Annotated in this window: 22 protein-coding genes; 4 read left to right on the top strand and 18 right to left on the bottom strand. The window is 41.2% G+C overall.

Going from position 1 to position 20,980, the window contains the following annotated elements; translation table 11 throughout:
* Positions 1-74 precede the first annotated feature (74 nt).
* Both L3V46_RS05135 and L3V46_RS05130 read left to right on the top strand, forming a co-directional pair.
* Positions 75-857 (top strand): aldolase, encoded by a 783-nt coding sequence (locus L3V46_RS05135; protein ID WP_239045109.1) that lies wholly within the window; start codon positions 75-77, stop codon positions 855-857.
* 5 nt (positions 858-862) lie between these two features.
* Positions 863-1,747 carry a dihydrodipicolinate synthase family protein gene (locus L3V46_RS05130; protein ID WP_034615826.1) on the top strand — a complete coding sequence of 295 codons (885 nt, stop codon included), beginning with the start codon at positions 863-865 and terminating at the stop codon, positions 1,745-1,747.
* A 216-nt stretch (positions 1,748-1,963) separates the two neighbouring features.
* On the opposite strand, the gene L3V46_RS05125 is transcribed toward L3V46_RS05130, so the two are convergent.
* The 14 genes from L3V46_RS05125 to L3V46_RS05060 form a co-directional block, all read right to left on the bottom strand.
* Positions 1,964-3,157 carry a hypothetical protein gene (locus L3V46_RS05125; RefSeq protein WP_239045108.1) on the bottom strand — a complete coding sequence of 398 codons (1,194 nt, stop codon included), beginning with the start codon at positions 3,155-3,157 and terminating at the stop codon, positions 1,964-1,966.
* A 145-nt stretch (positions 3,158-3,302) separates the two neighbouring features.
* Entirely contained in the window at positions 3,303-4,943 is a 1,641-nt protein-coding gene (locus L3V46_RS05120) for a thiamine pyrophosphate-binding protein (protein WP_239045107.1), read from the bottom strand.
* A gap of 38 nt (positions 4,944-4,981) precedes the next feature.
* Positions 4,982-6,448 carry an aldehyde dehydrogenase gene (locus tag L3V46_RS05115; RefSeq protein ID WP_004717613.1) on the bottom strand — a complete coding sequence of 489 codons (1,467 nt, stop codon included), beginning with the start codon at positions 6,446-6,448 and terminating at the stop codon, positions 4,982-4,984.
* 12 nt (positions 6,449-6,460) lie between these two features.
* Positions 6,461-7,252 carry an aspartate dehydrogenase gene (locus L3V46_RS05110; protein WP_239045106.1) on the bottom strand — a complete coding sequence of 264 codons (792 nt, stop codon included), beginning with the start codon at positions 7,250-7,252 and terminating at the stop codon, positions 6,461-6,463.
* A 9-nt stretch (positions 7,253-7,261) separates the two neighbouring features.
* Positions 7,262-8,056, bottom strand: a complete 795-nt coding sequence (locus L3V46_RS05105; protein WP_239045105.1) for an SDR family oxidoreductase — start codon at positions 8,054-8,056, stop codon at positions 7,262-7,264.
* Positions 8,057-8,076: 20 nt separating this feature from the next.
* Positions 8,077-8,889, bottom strand: coding sequence for an alpha/beta hydrolase (locus L3V46_RS05100; RefSeq protein ID WP_239045104.1), 813 nt, complete (start codon positions 8,887-8,889; stop codon positions 8,077-8,079).
* Between the two features lie 42 nt (positions 8,890-8,931).
* On the bottom strand, positions 8,932-9,453 hold the full coding sequence (locus L3V46_RS05095) for a cupin domain-containing protein (RefSeq protein ID WP_004717620.1): 522 nt from the start codon (positions 9,451-9,453) through the stop codon (positions 8,932-8,934).
* Between the two features lie 23 nt (positions 9,454-9,476).
* Positions 9,477-10,700, bottom strand: coding sequence for an MFS transporter (locus tag L3V46_RS05090; RefSeq protein WP_004823455.1), 1,224 nt, complete (start codon positions 10,698-10,700; stop codon positions 9,477-9,479).
* Positions 10,701-10,740: 40 nt separating this feature from the next.
* Positions 10,741-11,952: an FAD-dependent oxidoreductase gene (locus L3V46_RS05085; protein ID WP_239045103.1), complete on the bottom strand. Its 1,212-nt coding sequence runs from the start codon at positions 11,950-11,952 to the stop codon at positions 10,741-10,743.
* 25 nt (positions 11,953-11,977) lie between these two features.
* Entirely contained in the window at positions 11,978-12,910 is a 933-nt protein-coding gene (locus tag L3V46_RS05080) for a VOC family protein (RefSeq protein WP_239045102.1), read from the bottom strand.
* Between the two features lie 11 nt (positions 12,911-12,921).
* Positions 12,922-13,686, bottom strand: coding sequence for an SDR family oxidoreductase (locus L3V46_RS05075; protein ID WP_239045101.1), 765 nt, complete (start codon positions 13,684-13,686; stop codon positions 12,922-12,924).
* The gene (locus L3V46_RS05070; protein WP_239045100.1) at positions 13,679-14,746 is read right to left on the bottom strand and encodes an aromatic ring-hydroxylating dioxygenase subunit alpha; all 1,068 of its coding nucleotides are present in this window, start codon (positions 14,744-14,746) and stop codon (positions 13,679-13,681) included. Before L3V46_RS05070 ends, L3V46_RS05075 begins: the two co-directional genes overlap by 8 nt.
* A 17-nt stretch (positions 14,747-14,763) precedes the next feature.
* Positions 14,764-15,063: a recombinase-like helix-turn-helix domain-containing protein gene (locus L3V46_RS05065; protein ID WP_004823462.1), complete on the bottom strand. Its 300-nt coding sequence runs from the start codon at positions 15,061-15,063 to the stop codon at positions 14,764-14,766.
* Positions 15,064-15,088: 25 nt separating this feature from the next.
* On the bottom strand, positions 15,089-15,394 hold the full coding sequence (locus L3V46_RS05060) for a non-heme iron oxygenase ferredoxin subunit (protein WP_034615827.1): 306 nt from the start codon (positions 15,392-15,394) through the stop codon (positions 15,089-15,091).
* A 258-nt stretch (positions 15,395-15,652) separates the two neighbouring features.
* On the opposite strand from L3V46_RS05060, the gene L3V46_RS05055 reads away from it, so the two are divergent.
* The gene (locus L3V46_RS05055; RefSeq protein WP_239045099.1) at positions 15,653-16,468 is read left to right on the top strand and encodes an IclR family transcriptional regulator; all 816 of its coding nucleotides are present in this window, start codon (positions 15,653-15,655) and stop codon (positions 16,466-16,468) included.
* Positions 16,469-16,707: 239 nt separating this feature from the next.
* On the opposite strand, the gene L3V46_RS05050 is transcribed toward L3V46_RS05055, so the two are convergent.
* The 4 genes from L3V46_RS05050 to L3V46_RS05035 all read right to left on the bottom strand — a co-directional run bounded on the left by L3V46_RS05050 (position 16,708) and on the right by L3V46_RS05035 (position 20,455).
* A complete protein-coding gene (locus L3V46_RS05050; RefSeq protein ID WP_004823465.1) occupies positions 16,708-17,445 on the bottom strand; it encodes a PA1136 family autoinducer-binding transcriptional regulator in 738 nt (245 codons plus the stop codon).
* Positions 17,446-17,573: 128 nt separating this feature from the next.
* Entirely contained in the window at positions 17,574-18,443 is an 870-nt protein-coding gene (gene hchA / locus L3V46_RS05045; protein WP_004823466.1) for a glyoxalase III HchA, read from the bottom strand.
* A gap of 469 nt (positions 18,444-18,912) precedes the next feature.
* Positions 18,913-19,773, bottom strand: a complete 861-nt coding sequence (locus tag L3V46_RS05040) for a Vmh family MBL fold metallo-hydrolase (protein WP_096734909.1) — start codon at positions 19,771-19,773, stop codon at positions 18,913-18,915.
* Positions 19,774-19,798: 25 nt separating this feature from the next.
* Entirely contained in the window at positions 19,799-20,455 is a 657-nt protein-coding gene (locus tag L3V46_RS05035) for a DsbA family protein (protein WP_239045098.1), read from the bottom strand.
* A gap of 142 nt (positions 20,456-20,597) precedes the next feature.
* Between L3V46_RS05035 and L3V46_RS05030 the strand changes: the two genes are divergently transcribed.
* Positions 20,598-20,939 carry a helix-turn-helix domain-containing protein gene (locus L3V46_RS05030; RefSeq protein WP_004717650.1) on the top strand — a complete coding sequence of 114 codons (342 nt, stop codon included), beginning with the start codon at positions 20,598-20,600 and terminating at the stop codon, positions 20,937-20,939.
* The last annotated feature ends 41 nt before the right edge of the window (positions 20,940-20,980 follow it).

The raw sequence follows: 20,980 nt of genomic DNA, 5'->3' as shown, positions 1-20,980 counted from the left end.
ATTTTAATCCATCCACAGAATTTTTATTCTGTACTTAGGCGATGTGAAAATCAACTCAGCGAGAGGTTTTATTTATGCAAACGGCACAACTCAATAAACAGCAATTGATGCAAAATGCACAGCAAAATATGCAGCAATTTATTCAAGATTCAAACTACACAGATCGACAAAAGTTGGCATTAAGCTGCCGTATTTTATTTGACCACGGCCATGATGCTGGCTTAGCTGGACAAATCACTTGTCGTACCACGCAAGGCAATAGCTTTATCACCCAGCGTTTTGGTCTCGGCTTTGATGAAATTACCGCGCAAAACTTATTGGAAGTTGATGAAGATCTAAAGCCACTTGATCAACAAGGCATGGCAAATCCTGCAAATCGCTTTCATACATGGATTTATAAACAACATCCTGAAGTGAATTGCATTATCCATACTCATCCAACACATATTGCAGCTTTGTCAATGCTCCGTGTGCCCTTAGCGATCGCACAAATGGATACCTGCGCTTTATATGAAGACTGTTCTTTTGTGGAAGAGTGGCCGGGAGTCCCAGTCGGCAATGAAGAAGGTATTTTTATTTCAGAAGCCTTAGGTAAAAACCGCGCTGTACTGCTGTCACATCATGGTCAGCTGGTGGCAGGTAAAACCATTGAAGAGGCTTGCAACTTAGCCATTTTAATTGAACGTGCTGCCCGACTTCAGCTTTTGGCAATGGCTGCTGGACAAATTCAACCTATCCCACATGAACTGGCAAAAGAAGCTCATGACTGGGTTTCTACCAACAAGCGTAATAATGTCAATTTTGCCTACTATGCGCGTAAAGCTTTAAAAAATCATGCAGACTGTATCGAGGAGTAATGAAAATGAAATTAGAAGGCATTATTGCATACCCTATCACACCATTTCATCCAGACACACAAGCTGTCGATGTTGATGCGCTGACCATCACATTAAATGCTCTACTGGAACAACAATGTAATGCCATTGTGCCATTGGGCAGTGCTGGTGAAAGTGCTTATTTATCTTGGCAAGAATGGCAACAAGTCGCACAAAAAAGTATCGAAGTCGTTAATCAACGTGTCCCGGTCATGTTGGGAATTTCTGAACTCACAACGGCGATGGCGATTCAAAAAGCCCAAAAAGCCGAGGAGCTTGGCGCTGATCTAATTATGGTGATTCCAGTGTCTTACTGGAAACTCAATGATCAAGAAATCTATGATTATTATCAGCAAATTGCTGCCTCCACCAAACTGCCGATCATGGTCTATAACAACCCTGCAACCAGTGGCGTAGATATGTCACCAGAATTGATCGTGAAAATGTTTCAAGAAATTGAGAATATTTGCATGGTTAAAGACAGTACAGGTGATATTCAGCGCATGCATAAATTTCATGAATTATCTCAAGGACAGTTGCCCTTTTATAATGGCTGTAATCCTTTGGCGCTTGAAGCATTTTGTGCAGGTGCAAGTGGTTGGTGTACTGTGGCGCCAAATCTACTCGGTCAGCTACCAAGTCAATTATATCAGGCAGTCAAAGATGGTGATTTAGACCACGCCAAAGCCTTGTTTTATCGTCAATTGCCTTTGTTGCGCTTTATTGTACAAGGCGGCCTACCGAAAACAGTCAAAGCAGGTTTAAATGAATTAGGTTTTTCTGTAGGTGAACCAAGAAAACCGTTACAACATGCCACTCCACTAGAAGTTCAGCAATTAAAGTCGTTGATGGCCTTAGCAAAACAAGCGTAACGATCCTAGTATACGCTTGTGAAGTTATAAAATTGATCCGATAAACATGCTTTGTTGCATACACAGCCGATCTGCTGCTTTGACAGATACTCATTTGACAAATACTCAAATGATGAGTAAATGTCATCCATCGGTGTTTAAATCTAAATGCAACAAAGCAGTTATTGCCATAGCAAATATCGCCATAACAAACAGATCAATTCCCAAATTAACTTTTTAAAAACTAAATCCAAGGTTTAAATTGATCCGATACAACCATTGGTCACTATAGGGTGAAACGGTCGAGCTAAAACCGGTTGAATTCATTGCACCGCCAATAATATTGGCATTTTTCCCCCAAGTATAATCAGCCCACACCATAAAGGGTGACGCAATAAACATCATCCCGGTGGTATTCATTTGAGAATCTGACCAATCATCACGTTTCTTATCCATATAACTATAATCATTGTAGAAACGGATCGCTTTGAGTTTGCCCATATTTTGCATAGGTAAGGTATAGGCAAGATTTAAACTGGCAACTGTCGCTTCAGAGGCAATAAAATAAGCAGGGGTAAATCCGTTATTCCCCATTAAAGTCATATCATTATTGACCCCGTCAGGGTTCTTTGCATCATATTGATAATGAATCACAGAGCTTTGTAAATTAAAGCGTTTGTAATTGTTATCGCTATGCACCCCTACTGCATAATATTGGCCATTTTTATCGGTGGTTTTATTATGCAATTGCGCAATTGCCCCCGATACCCCGACTTCCTGCTTACCCACCTTGGTGTCTAACTTGCGCACAATCCGCGTATTGAATTGATGGCGCTTTTCATTTTGATAGGCTTTTTGACTTGGAAATGCATTGTCGGCAAGATCATCATAAGTGGCACTTTCCGGCGAATAGCGCAGATTGGTTGCCAGCATTTCAGGGTAATAGCCCAGTTTTACATCCCAGTCCTGATTATGAAAATTCCAGTTCAAACCTGGGGCAATGTTATTGCCATAGCCCAAAAAGAATGGGATATGGTAAGTCCAACCATTTTGCGGATAAGGATAAATCGCAAAAGGTTTATATACAAAGCCGGCTTCTAGACTATTCTGTTGATCTAAATTGTAGCCCACGTAGGCTTTTTCGATCGAGCGTTTCTCTTGGTCTTGAAACAAGTAGCTTGCATTAAAATAGGCATCGTCAAATTTACCTTTGACATCGACTCTAAAAATATCAAAATAGAGTTTGCCAAAGCCATCATTCGGTCCTTCCCAATTTTCATAGCGTTGGTTTAATCGCACCACGCCACCCAATTTTATAGAGTCCGTCTCATCTTCACTTTTCCATTCTAATGCTGAGCTTTGCGCCAAAACATTGGATGAGGTACCCAAATACAATGCTGCAAGTAGCATCGCGATAGCTGTCTTTTTCATAATTGCGTCCTTCCCTTGTGGTCCAACGATCCTGTTGGACTTTTGTTTTACCTATAAAACATAGTTTTTATTGTATTTTGAGCAAAAAAAATTTGCCGGAGCTTTTGCTGAACATCCGATGCCAGCATCGAATGTTCAACTGGTTTTAATAGAGTTTTTTCTGCGGCGGTCCTGCAAAGTTCAGTGGTCCAATCGAATTCATATCCAATTCGATCACACTTGGCCCTTGAAAGTCGACCGCTTGTTGAATCACGCTTTTAAACTCATCTGCACTGCCCACTTTCCAGCTTTTCACTCCCATTGCTTCCCCTAAGACTTTATAATCTGGGGTATGCAATTCGTTGAAATATTGACGCCCACCAAAGTAATTCTTTTGGATACCACGCATTACGCCATAACCACCATCGTTCATGATCATTAGCACCATGTTGGTATTTTCTTGCGCCATGGTGGCAATCTCACCGATACCGAGCATCAAACCACCATCGCCCACGAGACCAATCACTTTTTTATCTGGATTGGCAATAGAAGCGCCAATTGCCGTGGCTAAACCAAGACCAATTGCCCCTGCAAGTGAGTGAATATTTAGATTCGGTGCTTGTACTGGAAATAGTCGGCTGCCCCAAGTACTGCCTGACATGGTAATGTCACGAACAAAGATGCCGTCTTGTGGCAGTGCCGCACGTAAGTGATCACAGATCAGTGCATATTGATCCAGCTGAGTACGCAGTGCCTCAATAGCGGACTGTTTTGCTGCAACAACCGCTGCATCATAATCTGTATCAACTTTTGAGATACCGCTTAGCCCTGTGAGCACACGTTGTAATACAGCTTTGGCATCAGCACAAATGAAGTTACGAACTTTATAATTACGTTGCTGCGCCACTGGATTGGCATCAATCTGAATCAGATTATCAGGGAACTGCACCGAATAGGTTTTGGTTTCATTGCTGCGTAAACGCGAGCCCACTACCACCAATAAGTCAGCCTGTTTTAACAGTTGCTCAACCCCTGCTGAGTTATGGAATGCACCTAAACTGCGTGGATGCTCATCCGCTAACACACCACGGGCATGGGTCGAAGAAACCACAGGAATCCCAAGATCTGCAATAGCTTTCACTTCATCAACACTATTTAACGTGCCACCACCAATCCAGAAGATGGGGCGTTTGGCTTTTTTAACTTCTTCAACAATTAAATCAATTTCAACTTGCTCAGCCTGCGGTAATTCAAGCGCTTTGACAGGACCTAAATTCAATGGCAAGTCAATTTCTGCAGCTTGCACATCAATCGGGAGCTCAACGCTTACAGGCCCCATCGGTACTGTGGTTGCAACACGAATTGCTTCACGAATTACACCCACTGCATTGTCTGGGCTGGTAATACGAAATGCAGCTTTGCTTGACGCACGTAAGAAGGTCAGTTGATCTTTGGTTTCATGGATAAAGCTAGCATCACGATCAAGATATTCACGTTCAACTTGCCCAGTTAAATGCAACACAGGGCTCCCAGCATTCATCGCTTCAATCAATGAACCTACTGCATTGCCTGCCCCTGCACCGGTACTGGTCAAAGCAACCCCTAAACCTTTAAAGCGTGAGTGACCATCTGCCATGGTGACTGCACCTGCTTCGCCACGCGCTGCCACAAAACGAATCTTTTCACGACGCCCTACGGCATCTGCAATTGGTAGGTTATGAATCGAAATCACCCCATAGATACTTTCCACTTGGTGTGCTTCTAAAACACGCGCGATTGCTTCGCCTACATTTACACGTTCTGTCATTGTTTATTCCTCAAAAACTTTTTCATTCCATGAATTTATTATTCACACCAAGGATTTGGCTGTTCGCTTAATCCCATATAAATACTTTTTTGCTGCATATAAGACAAAATACCTAAACGCCCTTTTTCACGCCCGATACCACTTTCTTTAAAGCCACCAAACGGTGCCGAAATAGAGAATTTTTTATAGGTATTAATCCAGACTGTACCGACTTCCAAAGCACGCGCAATTTGCCAAGCTTTACGGTAATTTTCAGTCCAGATTCCTGCTGCAAGCCCAAAACAACTGTCGTTGGCTTGGGTGATTAAATCAGCTTCATCGTGATACTTCATCACCACCAAGACCGGACCAAAAATCTCTTCTTGACAGGTTTGTGCAGTATTATTTAAGCCCGTGATGATGGTCGGTAAGTAATAACTTCCTTTCGCCAAATCACCATCCGTCAGCGCTTGACCACCCACTACAACTTGACCACCTTCTTGTTTGGCCAATTGCACATAGGCATCGACAGAAGCCAAATGCTTTGGATTAATTAAAGAGCCCAAATGTACACCCGCTGTTTCTGGATGTCCCACTCGTAAAGCTTTGGTAATTTCAACCAAACGCTTAAGGAACTGATCGTAAATACTGTGATGCACGAAGAGTCGTGAACCTGCAATACAGGCTTGTCCTGCGGAGCTAAAGATCCCATAAGCCACACCTTTAGCAGCCAATTCAATATCTGCATCAGGCATAACAATCGTAGGGGATTTTCCACCAAGCTCTAATGAGGTGGTAATCAATTTATCTGCGGCAAGATGAGCCAAATGACGCCCTGTAGTGGTTCCGCCAGTAAATGAAATTTTGCGGACCAAAGGATGCTTTACGATGGCATCACCAATTACAGAACCACGCCCCACTAAAACACTGAGTAAGCCTTTTGGCAGTCCTGCTTGTTCAAAGATTTTGGCGAGTTCCAAGGCAATTAAAGACGTTGCCTCTGCCGGTTTAAGGATCACCGCATTTCCAGCAGCAATCGCAGGGGCTAGTTTTTGAACTTCACTGGCAATCGGTGAATTCCACGGTGTAATCGCGGCCACCACACCGACAGGTTCATGCACACTCATGGTCATAAAGTCAGCCGCACGTTGTGTGGTGAGTTCATCATTCAGCGTTTCACATGCTGCGGCAACATAGCGTGCTGTAGCGGCAGCACTCATCACTAAACCACGTGTTTCAGCCAGTGGCTTACCATTATCACGGGTTTGTAATTTTGCAAGCTCATCTACACGCGCTTCAATAATCTCTGCCACTTTATACAAAATACGCGCACGTTCATGTGGCATGCTATTGCGCCAGCCTGCTTGTCGCCATGCCAAATCTGCTTTTTCAATTGCTTCATTGACATCATCTAAACTCGCTGTAGAAATTTCAGCATTTACAGATTGATCTGCTGGAAACAGACTTTGAATCGTATTGCCTTTACCTAATCGCCATTCACCTGCGATATAAATTTCCTTTACCATGATCAAATCCTTTTAAATCTGAATTGCTTCAACGCTATTGCGACATGCACGAATCACGCTAAGCGCAGCCAAAGTTGAGGTTTTAGGATTGCTTGCCAAAGGCACACCTACCAATTCAATGGTCATTTCACCAAACACGCCTTCTGCCACAATGGTGTGCTTGTTTTTATTGGTTTTTGGATCAACCGTAAGCTCAACCATGGTTTCATCCATGCCTAAACCTGCGAGTGCTATGGTTGCTGCAACATTGGCATTGGCTGGAAACTTCAGTGCTGCTTCTCTGGCTGTACCACGAAAAAAAACCATAGCTTCACTGACCTGATCGAGATCAACCAATTGTTCAGCATAACTGCCACGCCAACTCTTCGGACTTTTACAGCCTTTATAGGTGACCTTTTCCAAACCACCTTCTTTTGCCGCAGAGATACCATCGATCCCCGCAATCGCACCCGCTAAAAGATGTAGATGGGCATCGTATTGTTCCGCAGTCTGTTTCAGTTGAGAGAAAAATTCGCTATCGGCTAAGGTTCCCACTGAAATCAGACCAATGGTCCAACCTTTCTCTAACACCTTTTGGGCATGTTCTTTTACCGCCGCTTGGCCTGCAACTTCGATTACATAATCAGGCGTGCCAAGGCATTGATCAATCGAACTAATTACCTGTACCTGAGCGGATACTTGTGCCTGTACTTTTTCAACACTGCGTGCAGGCACCACAATCCATTTAAGCTGTAAATCTTGTGGCATATGTGCGTACACTTCTGCTGCCATTGCACCGAAACCAATCATCATCAACTGTTTCATGGGCACACCTTATAAATGTTTGTTAAATCCACCAGAGACATCCAAGGCTGCACCCGTGGTATAGGATGCCAATGGTGAAGCCAAGAACACCAAAGCGTGTGCTGGTTCTTCAGGTTTACCTAGACGTTGCATTGGAATACCACGGTTTTTTGCAATATTGCCTGTCCACTGTTCCCATGACGCTTGGCTATCTGAACGTGTTTCAAAACGGCGTTTCCACTGTGCTGACTCCACCATGCCCAATAAAATTGAATTCACCCGAATCCCATATTGGCTAAATTCATGCGCTAAGGAATGAGTTAAATTCAGCAAAGCGGCGCGTGCCGATGACGTCGCGATCATGTGTGGTTCAGGTTGCAAGGCCAGTAAGGAATTGACATTGGTGATTGATCCACACGCCGACTTTTTTAAATCATCTAAAAATGCACGAACAGGATGCAAGACACTGAAATACTTCAATTCAATTTCTTTCATCCAATCTTCATCTTGGGTGTCTTCAAAATTGGATACACGCCCTTGACCTGCGTTATTGATCAACATGTCGACATTGCCTAAATTTTGATTGACCTGTTGTGCAAAGCGTTTTACATCTTGTTTGTCTAAAACATTGCAGGCTTGAGTAAAAATATGGGCTTGCGGATACTTTTCCAAAATATAATTTTTTGATTCTGCTAGACGCTGTTCATCCCGACCACACCATGCCACTTTGGCACCTTCTGCAACTAAAATTTCGACAGCAGCCAAACCAATGCCTGACGAGCCACCTGTTACTACTGCTACTTTTCCTTCAACTTGGAAGCTCATATTTTTCTCTCGTTTGAGTCTTAACGTGCCGATAAAATAATGTCGTTAAACTGTTGTGGTTGATCGACATAACTCAGATGACCTGCATCTGTAATCAGATGACATCGGCTCAATTGCATTTCTGCGGCAAGGTCTTGAATACCTTGTGCAGATGTAATTTGGTCCTGATCGCCTGCAATCACGACGCAAGGAACACGAATATCTGTTAAATAATTTCTAATTTCGTCATAGGCCAGCAAATACGATGCATGGGTAAAACCGTCTAAGGTCAAATCCTGCATCACCGCTGTGACCAAAGCCAAAGCTTGAGCATCTTGTTTATAAATTAAATGCGGTCCACGACTTGCCGCCATGCCCGCATGACCTAAGCTTTTCAACAACATCGGTCTTTTTTGATAGACTTGTGATTTGCTTTCCTCATCTGAACGTTGATAACCTTGTGCCACATTGGCAATCAGCAAAGTCTGTACACGTTCAGGATAAAGATGAGCAAAAGCACTGGCCTGTAAAGCCCCAAGGGAATGACCAACCAGAATGGCTTGCGAAATTGCCAAAGCATCGATTAAACCCAACAAACGTTGTGCATAATCTTCTGCATTCGGTTGCGCTGTATTTAAACCTTCTGATAAGCCATAACCCGGTGCATCCCAAGCAATCACACGAAAAGACTGACGCAGTACATCGAGCTGGTTGATCCATGAAGCAGAACCCGAACTAATCCCATGTAGCAAAATCAACGGCTGGCCTTGACCTGCCTCACGATAGGCGTGTACTTGACCATCCACTACAATGGTTTTGACTGGATATTTGGCTAATCGATCAAGCAATGTCATGGCTGGATTCCTTTGCTGTAGGGCTGGGCTTTGTCGATTCAATCAACGTTTGATTTGCGACAATGGATGTTCTGGTGGATAGTTCGGAATGGTCGGTTTACCCGCACCTAACATCACACACATCAAGGCATCTTCCTGACCCGGATTAAACAAGCCACGGTAAATTCCAGGTGGAATTGAAATCAGGTCTCGCTCTTTAAGTTTGGTTTGAAATTTCTCACCGTTATGTTCGATAAACAGGTCAATCTCACCACGCAACATAAAAAACACTTCCTCAACATCATGATGAATATGCAAAGGCCCTTCGCACTGCGGAGGTAAAACCATGGTTGAAAAAGTGAAGTTTTCTGCTGGAACAGTGTTGCCATCATTGACTACACCTGTTGCACCCGTGCCCATATAACGCATTTGGGCACGGCGATATTTGGGGTCATAGTCCGCTTGGAACTTCAAGGCATCAAAATCATATTTACGTGTTTCAAAACGTGCGATACGGGTATTTAACCAATCTTGTAAGCTTGTACCTTCAGGCTGTGACCATGATTCGAATTGTTGAGTAGTCATGTTTAACTCCTAGATATCTTGAATTAATAACGTTTTAGTAAAGGAACCAAGAAGAACGATCCAATCACAGCAACTGCTGCTAAGAAGGTAATTCCTAAATTAAAACTGTGGGTTTGCATCACGATGTAACCGATCAGAACGGGTGCAATTGCACTGGCAAAATTACCCAGTCCATTAAAAATCCCACCCGCAGTCGCGCCCACATCAGCGGTGGTCACACGAGCAAGTAGTGCAAATATTGCTGCGACACCAAAGCCCCAAGCCATTGCGCTGAGAGACATTGCTACAATCACTAAAATTGGATCTGTCATAATGACCATGACATACATAAAGATGCCGGCCACCAGTAAGCCACTGAATACCTGAATGGCACGACGACCTAACTTGTCAGAAAGAAATGCACCAATCACTTCACCAATCAACATGGCGATAAATGGGAAGCTTGAATAAATACCAAACTCTTTAAGGTTAAAGCCCTTGTCTTGAATCAGGTAGGATGGAACCCAACTGTTTAATCCCCACAGATAAGTCATCAGTGCAATATTGAAAATACACACCAACCAAAAAGAACCGTTCTGTAATAACACTTTGGTGTTGTGGATATGCCCTTTAAAATTGACACGTTTACTGGTCGATTCCAGCTCAATGGTTTTCTTGAGTTGTAAATTACGTAAGCCAAACACAATCGCAATCAGTGCAATCACAGTTAAACCAGCCATCACAAAGAAGGTGGTATGCCAATCATGCTTTGCGAGAACAGCCGCGGTAATTGGAAAACCCAAGAAAGCACCGATCGGTGTACCCAACAAAAACATGGTGGAAGCACGTGCTTGCTGACGATCTGTATAAGTTTGTTTCACGATGGTATAAGCCAAGGCAAATAATGGGCCTTCAGCTAATCCAAGCAGAACGCGGAGAATTAACATCCCTGTATAGTTGGTGGTAAAACCCATACAGAACATGAGTATTCCCCAAGATAAGACGCTCCAAAACAGCATTTTTTTAGGACTAAAAATATCGCCTAAGAAGCTTAAAAACACTGAGGAAAAACCATAAGCCAATAAAAAGCTGGTCATTAACCATCCAAGTTTTGCTTTGTCTTGGGCAATCCCCATCGCCCCCTGAAAGTGCGGGTCCGCAAATAAGACTGCGATACTAATTTTGTCGAAAAATGCCAGAACGACACAGATCATCAGGACAAAAGCAGGAACCCAATGCTTCAATCCACTTTTTTCTTCATTACTCATATTTCATTCCTTCGATTGAGTCATGAACCGGATTTAATGTTTATGGTTTTAATTTCATGACATTAAATTCAGGGTCTGCTAATAATTGGGGGTCTAACACGGTATTGGATTGCATCCAGCGCTTTGCCAGTTTGACCAGTTTTGAGTCATTGATCGCAATCATATTGATCAAACAGTTTTGCTCATCCAGATAAAGATAACTGCACTGATCTGCTGCGTTTTGACGTAGCACAATCTGCTTGGTTTTTTCAGGTTGGTAAGTCCCTAAAATCTGAATATTGTAGTGATACTGGTCTGACCATAACCAAGGAATATCCAGATATTCCGTATCCATACCTAACATTGACTTTGCCGTGGCAATGGCTTGATTTTGCGCATTGGCCCAAGACTGAATGCAATAGCCCAAACTTGGATGTATCGCCACATCACCTGCGGCATAAATGTCTTGGTCTGAAGTTTGTCCAAAACCATTGACAACAATGCCATCCTTAACGTCTAAACCCGCACTCACACCCAGCTCTTTGGCAATATCTGCACCTGCACCCACCACCACACAATCAAACAGTTCACTGGCATTTGGATGATTCACCACTTCAACTTGTTGTTGACCTGCTTCAATCAAATGCACATTTTTACTATTCAAATGGATCTGAGTACCTTGTTGTTGATGCATATTTTGCAAAAATTCAGATACATCAGGGCTAACGCTACGTGCACAAAGTCGATCACCGTATTCAAAAACATGCACTTGTTTGCCTTGTTTCCGTGCCGTTGCTGCAATTTCTAAGCCGATCCAACCACCACCAATTACTGCTAACTTTTGCGTATGTTGTAAGATTTCGGCTAAACGTTCGCAGTCTTGTACATTACGTAAAGTCACCACATTGGGAATAAATTGCCATGTATTGACTGGTACACGTGCTCGGCTTCCTGTTGCAATCAATAATTTGTCATAAGGCAAAACTTGACCGCTTTCTAAAACCACATGTTTTTGTTGGCGATCCACTTGTGTTGCCACAGCGGGTTTGTGCCACTCAATGTTAAAATCTTGCATCTGTTCAGCAGAGAACAGATGCAAACTGTCATAACTGGCTTCTTTGGAGAGGACTTGTTTTGACAGGGGTGGGCGTTCGTAAAATACCCGTTCCTCATTGGATACCACATGAATTTCACCTAGAAATCCATGTTGACGGAGTGTGCTTACTGCCCAACCCGCAGCTTGTCCTGCGCCAACGATGACTATTCTTTGCATAGCTTAATCTCCCTGTTCCAACTGCTTATACAGGTTTGACTTGGCGACGAGTATGGTCATCTAAACCACCTTCAACCGCCCACTCAGTAAAGAGTTCTAAACAATGTTCTTCAACACGTGGTTGCCATTCTTCCGTCAAATAATCATCATTGGTGTAGTATTCAAATGCACCACCCAAAGGTGAGTTGACATACCAGAAGTAAGCCGAAGAAATTGGATGACGACCTGGACCAATAAAAGTAGACCATTCAGAACGGTTCATGTTTAAGCCACCGCCAATCACTTCATGAATATCACGCACCACAAAGGCGACATGATTGAGTCCAGCAGGTTTATTGGGTACCGAAAGCAAAAACAAATCATGGTGATAGCCTTTGCCACGACAACGTAAAAAAGCACCACGATTACGATAAGCATCCGATAAGAAGAAACCGAGCTTTTCGATATAGAACGATTCTGTTTTTTCTAAATCTGGGGTAAAGAACACGACATGTCCAATCGCAACAGGTTGCCCTTTTTCATACACTGGACTGGCTGCATTGACACGAGTGATACTGCCGTATTGATTAATCCCTTCTGTTTTTAACGCAGGTAGCTCTTGGGTAAAGCTGGCTTGAAAGCGAATGGTCATCCCATTTGGGTCTAAGCATTGCAGCATGTCAGCCGTGGCTTGATAACCATCTACATCTTTCAGGCGAGTCGCTAAATCAGCCAAATCCTGTGCTGCATCATCCAAGCCCCAAGTCACTTCACGTAAAGTTGAGCCTGACTCGATGGCCTGTGGTAGACGCGGATCATCACAATCAAATAAATAAATTTTACTGCCGTTCTGGGTTTGATAAAGATCCGTACCCTCAATATCTGATTGGCTTAGCTTTAAACCAAAATCTGCCAAAAATTTATTTGAAGCAGCCCGATCCTCAACGCCAAACTTTAAAATCTCAATCCCTGTAATCATGAAACAATTCCTTAATTAAAGACAAAACCACCATTTACGGGAATATTCTGTCCAGTCACAAATGAGGACAAATCCGAAAGTAAATAAAGTGCTGTTCCGTTCAGATCCTGTGGTAACTGCTGACGTTGAATCGCACGACCATTTACATATAAATCATGACGATCTTGCGGTACATATTCTGTTGCTTCAACCAGCGTCAATCCTGGAGAAAGCGTATTGATACAAATATTAAATGGCCCTAACTCTCTTGCCATCGAACGGGTCATTGCCAGCAAAGCACCTTTACTTGCAACATAAGCCATCAAGTTAGGTGCGCCCCATAAAGCCGTATCCGATGCCACATTAATTACCTTGCCTGCATCAGACTGCTTGAGATATGGCACACATGCTTTGGTGACCAACCACGTCCCTTTGACATTGATGTTCATGACCCGGTCCCATAGATCGGCGTCATAATCCATCAAGCTTTTACCACCCACATTGGTCGCAAGTGCAGCGCAATTCACCAAACCATCTATTCCAGCTAAATGTTCAGCTGCTTGCTGAACAGCCTGTTGAATCGAATCAGCATCAGCCAAGTCAATCGTGACCGCAGTCACCTGTAGACCCTGTGCCTGCAATACTGCTGCTTCTTGTTGCACAAGATCTGTCAAGATATCCGCCATGACCACTTGAGCACCTGCTTCGGCAATGGCCTGTGCAAAGTCTCGTCCCAAGCCTCTTGCTGCGCCTGTAACAAAGACTTTCTTGCCCTGCAACAATGCGACATTAACCATGAACTTGTTCCTGCATTTCAATACGGTTTGAGCTATTCAAGCTCGCAATTTTCTTTAACTGCTTTTCCGCTTCTTTTTTCATTAAACGGCGTAAGCGCGATAAACCGACATCATGTTGATAGAGGAATTCATGTTGACGTGCGTTTGGCGCAAGATTTTCTAAAATAATTCGATCTTGTTCCAAGACATCCCAATGCAGTTTTTCTAAATGATTGCGATAAAGAAAACGCCAAACATTACGTTGCCAACCACTGACTTTACGACAACGCCAGAAGAAAACACGGGTATTTTGAGCATCAATCGGTGTGGCATAACCCACAATCCAAAACTCACCGCCTGGACCAAAATCTTTACGATAAGGAATCGAAAGACGCAACCAACTTGCACCAGTATTGGCATATTCAACCCAGTCAAAATTGACCCCTGTTTGCCCTTCTTTTTCGAAGACAAAACCATTTTCAGTTGAGCGGTGTTTCATTTCTGCAGTACGCTCACCATCCGCCATTGAGTGCGAGGTACAATGCAAATAGGTGCCATGCATTGGATCCATTACATTATCAATCGCATATTGATGATTGACCTTCCAATCCGCTTGGCATAGGAATGAACTCCATTCCTCACTCGCCAATTGTTCAGGAAAATCAAGTGGTTTAGCGACTTCATTTGGATCAATGCCAAACCACAGGAAAATTGCACCATGTTGCTCAATCACTGGGTAGCTTTTCACACAGGTTGTGCCTTTCATTGGGCATTCATGTACTGCGGGTACATCTTCAACCTTGCCATCATGGCGAACTTCAACGCCGTGATACCAACATGCCACGCGATTACCTAAGTTCCAACCTAAAGAAAGACGCGCACCACGGTGCGGACAACGATCTTCTAAAGCATGCACCTGACCTTGGTCATCACGCCAAACCACGATATTTTCACCTAAACGGGTAATACCCACAGGATTGGCTGCGACTTCCCAACTTGCCAGTACCGGATGCCATTGATCACGTAAACCTAAATCTAAATACTCCTCAACACTCGGAGTCACTGTTACTGCTGCATTCATCACTGTTCTTCCTTGAATCAATAACCTAAACGTTGCATTTCTTCAGAAAATGTTTCAGAAGTCCAAAGTTCACCAGACTCGCAACGAAAACCTTGTTGATTTAAAGATTGAACCAAATCAGTAAGTTCTGTTACGCCTGAAGAAAAGGCTTGAATTAAATGTTGAACAAAATCCTGCTCATAGACTGTTGGCACTTTATAGCGTGTTTGCCAAACCAGAAGTTCTGGCTGTCCAGGTATTTGAATATTGTTGATCCCTGCTTCGGTCGCTGGCGTGGCATGAATCCAGTTCGCTAGCTTCTCATTAAATGTTTTCATGAGATTCCATCCTTATAAATAAGACTTATAGTTGAATTTGAACGTCCTGCCCTTCAACACGTACGGGATAAGTACACAAATCACGACATCCCGGTCCACTCTTTAGCTCACCTGTTTGAATATCAAAAATTGCCTCATGTAATGGGCATTCCACGGTTTGATCTTCAATAAAGCCTTCTGTTAGCAACGCAAAGGCATGTGGGCAAACATTCTCGATCGCAAAATAATTGTCATCGATAAAAAAAACACCAATTTTCTTACCCTCGACTTCTATGGCTTTCGGCTCGTCTTCGGTAATGTCATCTTGCTGACAAACTGAGATCCAACTCATTTTTGCATCCTTATTTGTTTTATATATAAAACTTAATTTAGCATTTAAAACACAATGAATAGAATAAGCTTTGATCATTTTGCTTGTCAAATACTATATTTTTATGTTTTTCAATGAATTAATAAAAAGTTATAATTTTAGATGTTTCTTAATCAAAAAAATGTTTTATATATAAACATTGAGATTAGAAAAATTGATGATTACTATAGTGGTATTCCATGTGCAGGAATTGCAAAATAAACATAGGGCAACTTGGCAATGAACTTAATAAATGATGCTCTCTTGGAGCAAAATGCTGAACCCAATAATGATGAGCGTTATTTAGTACCGGGTTTGGTGCGTGGCTTAGCCATTTTAAAATTATTTGATCAACAGCATCAGGAAATGACCATTTCTGAAATCGCAGAAAAATTAGATGTAAACCGTTCGAGTGCTTTTCGTTTAATCCACACTTTAGAGTTTTGTGGTTATTTAAGAAAAATGTCGCAAAAGACTTATGCACTGAACAGCAACGTGATGGAACTTGGTTTTAACAGCTTATCCAAATCATCGCTGACTGATCTGGCTAGCCCCATCATGCGTGAATTACGCGATAAAATTAAAATCGCTGTGCATCTTTCGATTTTAGAAGGCACCGATATTGTCTTTATCAGCAATGCCCAATCTATTGGTTCATTTACCAGTAATGTGCATATTGGTACACGTTGGCATGCCCATGCCACCGTAATTGGACAATTAATTTTATCTCGCCTTTCTGAGGCTGAAGTGATTAAACGCTATGAACATTTTACCGATTGGAAAGTCTATTCTGATCGTACACCACGTGATTTGGCGAGTTTATTAGAACGTTTAAACTATGTCCGCAGTCAGGATTTTATGATCAGTTGGGGGCATTTTAATACTGATATGGCTGCCAGTGCTGCACCGATTTATAGTCAGGCAACTCAAGAAATTGCTGCCATATTATCTGTAAGCTGCCCATTGAGCACCTATACAGAAGATTTATTTAGAGGTGAAATTTCTCAAAATGTGGTTGAGTATGCTGATAAAATTTCAAAATTTATTTATTTTTAAGCATTGATAAATCTAATTACTTCAATTTGGGTATAGTGAAGACTAACCAAATTTTCTACACATACACGCCAAATAAGAAGTCCTTCTGGTTTTTATTTGGCGATCATTATTATTTTATTTCTTTTCTTCTTTTTTTGAGGGGGGGCTTAAAATCTCAATGCTCACGCTATGCTTCGTAAAAGAATCGCTGCGCTTTTGGCTAAACCTGAATGTTTAAAAGTCGTAAACATTGGGCTGCTTTATAATTCAATTTCTCTACTAATGATGGCAGAAGCAATTGCTTGAGCAGTAGATTTTACTCCTAAGCGCTTTCTTATACTGCGTAAATGATTTTCAACAGTTCTCTCTGAAATTTTTAAAATGTCGGCAATCTCAAAATGCTTTTGACCCACTGCTGCCCATTTTAAAACCTCTTTTTCACGTTTGGTCAGTATTTTTTTATGCGCAATTCTATGCTTTTGTTTATGTAAAATTTCACCAAAGGCAATATTACAAACCATCTGTACTGTGAGTTTAAAATCAGCACCCATATCCGAAATCTCACCCGCAAATGAAATTGCACCCTCTAAACCTGTTCGACCAAATACGGGCACTTGTATTCCATTGACCTCACCAAGATGCAGAGGGCTTTTGATAATCCGATAGGTTTCTTTTGCAGTTTTTTTATGCGAGCTCTTTGCCCAAAAAAAGGCTTCATCGTATTCAAAAATATGCTTGGTGATTGGGCAGCGGCGTAAATAAACTTCACGCTCTTCGATATTGCTTCGATCGACCCAATTGCCATGGACAAAGAAAACTTCATCAATCCATTCATGTTGGTTTTGAGGTGAAACACTACATACAATAATCCGATCAAAATTTAGCTGAGCAGCAAATCCCACCAGAATTTTAAATAGACTTTCGAGGTCCCGTGCTTGTCTCAATTGGTGAACGGTCTGAAACAATAAATCGGCCAATTGATTGCTTGCAAGTCTCATAAAGCCGTCTTCTCACTAAACTGAACACTTAAAACTAAAATATTGGAGATCAGCAGCAGATCGCCTCTAGATCTCCAATATTGAGATAAAAAATTGCGTCTAAATAGAAACAACCTCTTGATTGATGCTTATACCAATTCAGGATCAGCCAATAAGGTTTCAGCGGCTAACTTACCTAAATTATGCGATGCCAAAGGACTGTCTCCAGTCAGAAGTTTTCGGTCTTTATGGACCTGCCCTGTGATACCTTTATTTAGGATTTTAACGCCTAATTTATCGAGGTTTTCACCCACCAACCATTGTAATGGTCCTGGCATATAACCAATTTCAATATTTGCGCCTTTATCTAAAAAGTCAGGAAATACACAAATTTCATAATCTTTAAATATATAGTTTTCTGGTTTTTCATCGACGGCTGCGGCAAGTAAAGCTGCGGGTCCATGACACAGTGTAATCACATATTTATCATTGTTTATCGCCCATTCTAAAACTTTTTTTACACTTTTACTTTCAGGAATTTTCGCGAGTACACCATGACCACCGGGAATGAAAACCCCTGCATATGGCGAGTTTCCAGCAATGATCTCGTCCAAAATATCATCAAGCTTTAACGGGTTTTTAAGTTTTTCAGCATACTTTGCATAAGTATCTAAAACCACTTTATCTTCATTCGGCATCGCCCACATTTCCAACTTGGCAGGATTGCCTGAGAGCGTTGCAATATCAAACTCAAAGCCTGCATTGTCTAAATGAAATACCGGAAGTAACATTTCAACTGGATGATTTCCTGTAGAAAAGAATTTACCGTTCTGCATCAGGATATAGCGCTCATCCGTTGCAATCATCAGAATTTTTTTGTCGCCACGATATGGCTTGGGATAAGTCGTACCGTCATAATCTGTTTTCGATGCGGTGTACTGGCTTAAAGAATAAGGGGATGGAAAAAATGCATTATCTTCAGCAGTATCTGGTGTAGGTATTTTACTTAATTCAGTCATTTTTTACTCCAAGCGTTCTTATAGAGGATATATTCAACATGCACAGTATATTCTGCCCTAAAAAGATTTTTGAATGAGGGAAAACCCCTATTCCTACATTTTTAAAACATATGCTGAATTCAATTTTAATCACGCTATCGCTGCCAATAAACCCTGTTTTATTAAAATTAAGTATCTGATTTTTATTTAATTAAATTTTAAGAAAGTTTTATATTTTCTACGATCCATACTCACGCTCGATACAGAAATACAACGTAGAGATGAAATGAAATACTGTGAGAGATTTTTTAAATGTTGATTGTGTATTAGACTTTGAAACTCAAAATTCCGCTTAGAAAAAATCAATGGCTTCAATGATGAAACTTAACCGTGATCTTAGATTAAGTTTCACCTGATTAGATTAACCGATTATCCTCGTTCACAAACAATGACGAAGTTCATGAATTTAAAACAATAGGTCATTGTTAAATTATTTCCATTCCATCTCACCCGTCAACACTTTAGAGCTTAACTCCAAAGAACTTTCTTCAGCCAAGTTCGGGTATTTTTCTTTTAAAGCAGCAATCACTGATGCTGAATCTTTATGATCTTTTAAAACTTGATCAACATCCACAAGATATTGATAAGTAAAGTCGATTGCTTGAGTTCCTGTTGGAATATCACCAATATAATGTCCAGGAATCACTGCACGCGGGTTTAAACGATTCATTTGTTTTAGCGTTTTTCGCCATTCGTTACGTTCTTTTTCAGTTTGTGCATCTGCTGTCCACAGATGAATTCCTGAAGATAAACCTACACCACCTAGAATTGTACGATTGCTTGGAACCCATAGATAAGATGCATATTTACCCGGTGATTTGATCTCAATTTTTTCACCTTCTAGCACAATTGTTTTATCTTCACTAGCACTCGGTACAATCACTTGAGATGGCGCACCATTTTTTAAGATAGGTCCCCAATAAGCAAACTTGCCTTCTTTGGTTGCTTCAATATGTTTAACAACTTCTGGGGTTGCAATCACTTTTGCATCTGGAAATGCTTGAACCAGTGGCTCTAAACCAAAATAAAAATCTGGATCACCCGCTGTAATCACAATATATTTAAGGTTTTTACCGCTGTCTTGAATGATTTTAACCAAGTTCTTTGCATCGTTAACACTGAATTGCGCATCGACCAGCACTGCATCTTTTTCACCCGAAATAAGTGTAGATGTAACTGGAAAAATGCCTTGTGCTTGTGGGTTATAAACTTTATAGCTTAACTCTGCTGCAAATGCAGAAGCACTCAACATCACTGAACTTGCAAGAAGTGTTTTTAAAAATAATTTCATATTGTTGGCTCTCTTTGGAATTAAATTAAGATTTAAGTAGTTGTTGATCTAGAAAACGTACAAAATCCTCTGATTTATTATAAAAACCATGAAGCGGTATTTTGCCCATTTCACCATGTTGATTTTCATACACCAATGTTGGAAAACCTTGTCCTCGAACATGGGATAATAATTGGCGTGCATGCTGAATATATTCATCTTGTTGATCTTGATCGATCGCATCTAAATATTTTGACCATTGGTCATTATGCAGTCCTAACTCGACAGCAAATTGCGCCAGCACACTATATTGTGTGACATTTAGACCTTTTTGATAGTAGCCCTGTTGTATTAAATTTAATAACGATATCATCGCGCTATGCCCTAACCCCTGCTGAATACTCAGTAAAGCATGAGTTGCAGGGATAGAGTTCATGATCAGTGTGCTGTCTTTAAGCAAACCATTTTTATAATCATCACCAAAATCAACACCTGTGAGTTGATGGATTTGTTCATCATAGTGAATGATCTGTGTTCGCATTGCTGCTGTCATTTGTGGTTGATGATCTTCACTATAAAGTCCACCAAAATGTAGACGTTGTAGATTTGGAAATTTTTCTTCGACTGCATTAATTAAAGGCAATGCACCATAACTCCAGCCGCAGATCGGGTCGATAATCCAGTGTAGAATTGGAGAAGCCATAAATTAACTCTCATCTATAAATATATGATTCAAAATATGTGAAAAGCCACACAGTTTTGCTGATATTTGTTATAGTAAATAATAAACTTACTTTTTGTAAGTACTTACAAAAAAGTAAGTGTTTTTTAGTCGTGGAAAGTTTATGAATACTGATGAATCTTGTTTAGCCGCAAATGTGTTGTCAAAGAATTGCCCCTCTCGGGTTAAGCTTATGCATTTAACCAATCGTTGGGGCGTTTTGGTCATGTTCTGTTTAAGAAGAGGAACACATCGTTTTAGTGAGTTAAGACGTAGAATTGATGGCATCAGTGAAAAAATGTTGACTCAAACTTTACGTGATTTGGAAAATGATGGTTTTGTGATTCGTAAGGAATATCCAATTATTCCGCCACATGTAGAATATTCTTTATCTGAAAATAAAGGAGTTGAAGTCGCTGAAAAAATTTATGATTTGGTTCAATGGATTGAACAAAATGAAAATTAATTTGGAATTGTTATAAGTTTTCTATTTAAGGTTCTTTATTT

It is taken from the genome of Acinetobacter sp. AG3 (assembly GCF_022343575.1).
Taxonomy (GTDB): domain Bacteria; phylum Pseudomonadota; class Gammaproteobacteria; order Pseudomonadales; family Moraxellaceae; genus Acinetobacter; species Acinetobacter guillouiae.
Note: the sequence above shows the minus strand (reverse complement) of the source record. Positions and strands in the feature narration are given on the sequence as shown.